This is a genomic window from Duganella phyllosphaerae, from assembly GCF_001758785.1.
Taxonomy (GTDB): domain Bacteria; phylum Pseudomonadota; class Gammaproteobacteria; order Burkholderiales; family Burkholderiaceae_D; genus Rugamonas; species Rugamonas phyllosphaerae.
In genome coordinates, this window is record NZ_LROM01000074.1 from 1 (window position 1) to 1,305 (window position 1,305).

Here is a 1,305-nt window from a genome sequence, read left to right on the forward strand (position 1 = left end):
ACCCTGGGCCGGAGCCGCCCCAAAGCGGAAGTTCGCTTTATCACCCTATGTGCGAGCCGCTTTAATGAGGGGCTGCGTGTCCGGGTATTTGGCCATAAACGCACGCTGTGCGTGCTCGGGAAGATTGATAAGTATTGTCCCGCTACTATCCCAGCAAGCAATTTCAAATAGAGCCCCCTTCAATTGAGGTGCTGGGTCTCTGCCATTCCAATAATCCGGGTTACCCTCGACGTATGGCGGTTCCGATACAGTGGGACGAGAACCTTTGGGCACGGCACTAAAGACAGCCCAAATGAACTGAATGTCATGCGTGGAGATGAGGGACGCTAGTTCTTCACCATGCATCCATTGGTCACCTGCGCTAAACCCTTCGGGCGTGAAATTCGTCTCAATGTCGCTGATGTACCAGTCGTAGTCCCGAGGTGCAATTTCCGCAGCGGCAAATACTTTCCTCATGTCCGTGAAGAAGCGAACCTGGTCAGTGTTTTCGAGAATTAAATTCATAAGAAATTGAACAAGCTGTTCGCGAATCGGATTGCTTCTGGCTGGATGCAGGCAATTATACAAATCCACCTTTAACGTCAGAGGTTGGCGCAACAAGTTCCTGGTTTAAACGATGGCGAATTTTCTCTAGCGCAGCCTCCTCCGCTTCTGCATCTTCGGGATGCAGGGCTCTCGAAATATGCCTAGCTGCATCTGCAAGTATTGTCCCCCAGGCTGATTCCTCATCAATGCCCATACCATCTCTGTACATACCAATCTTCAGTGAGCAGTGCAACTGCTTCTCAGCCACCCAAACACGCAGCATTTCGACCGATGCCGCATCGCTTAGTGCTGCGGGGGGTATTGGGCGTTCATTCATATAAATCCATTCATAAATTTTCGACAGGCTGCTTTTGGCCGATGTCGGCCAACGTCGAACGCAAGTTCATATAACACGGGGTACGTTTGGCCGCCTGTCACTTGGCGCTTCTCCCACCGCAACTAAAGCCAAAACCATATCAAAGTCGTCGGCGAGTGCTATGCGTTTTTTAACGTCAGGCAGGTACTCGGCACGGCTTCTGATTGCGCTGGCAGCATTCAGCACGACAGCTAAGAATTGTTTTGATAGAACACTCTCCCTCTTCAGCTTCTCGGCCACTTCACAAATGTACGAGTACAAATTCTTAAAGGCTGCTTCGTCGAAAACGTCCGCCATCAAAAGCCGTCCGGTTGCTTTGTCATTTAGCGCTTCCAGTTCCATATCGGTCATTCTTTGTTCATCCATCCAATTTTGTATTATTCGTGACCGTCGGCTCCTGGCCG

The 1,305-nt window shown here is 50.4% G+C and carries 3 protein-coding genes; all 3 read right to left on the minus strand.

Translation table 11 applies throughout. The features are described from left to right. Positions 1–45 precede the first annotated feature (45 nt). Positions 46–597 carry a hypothetical protein gene (locus DUPY_RS09810; protein WP_208600024.1) on the minus strand — a complete coding sequence of 184 codons (552 nt, stop codon included), beginning with the start codon at positions 595–597 and terminating at the stop codon, positions 46–48. Next, the gene (locus DUPY_RS27190) at positions 560–862 is read right to left on the minus strand and encodes a DUF5076 domain-containing protein (RefSeq protein WP_071651614.1); all 303 of its coding nucleotides are present in this window, start codon (positions 860–862) and stop codon (positions 560–562) included. Before DUPY_RS27190 ends, DUPY_RS09810 begins: the two co-directional genes overlap by 38 nt. Before the next feature lie 66 nt (positions 863–928). Next, positions 929–1,305, minus strand: a 377-nt coding sequence (locus DUPY_RS09815; RefSeq protein ID WP_208600025.1) for a hypothetical protein, incomplete at its 5' end; no start/stop codon positions are given.

Bases quoted from the DNA above. Each gene is read 5' to 3' on its own strand.
- DUPY_RS27190 (WP_071651614.1), bottom strand. From the start codon at position 862: ATGAATGAACGCCCAATACCCCCCGCAGCACTAAGCGATGCGGCATCG.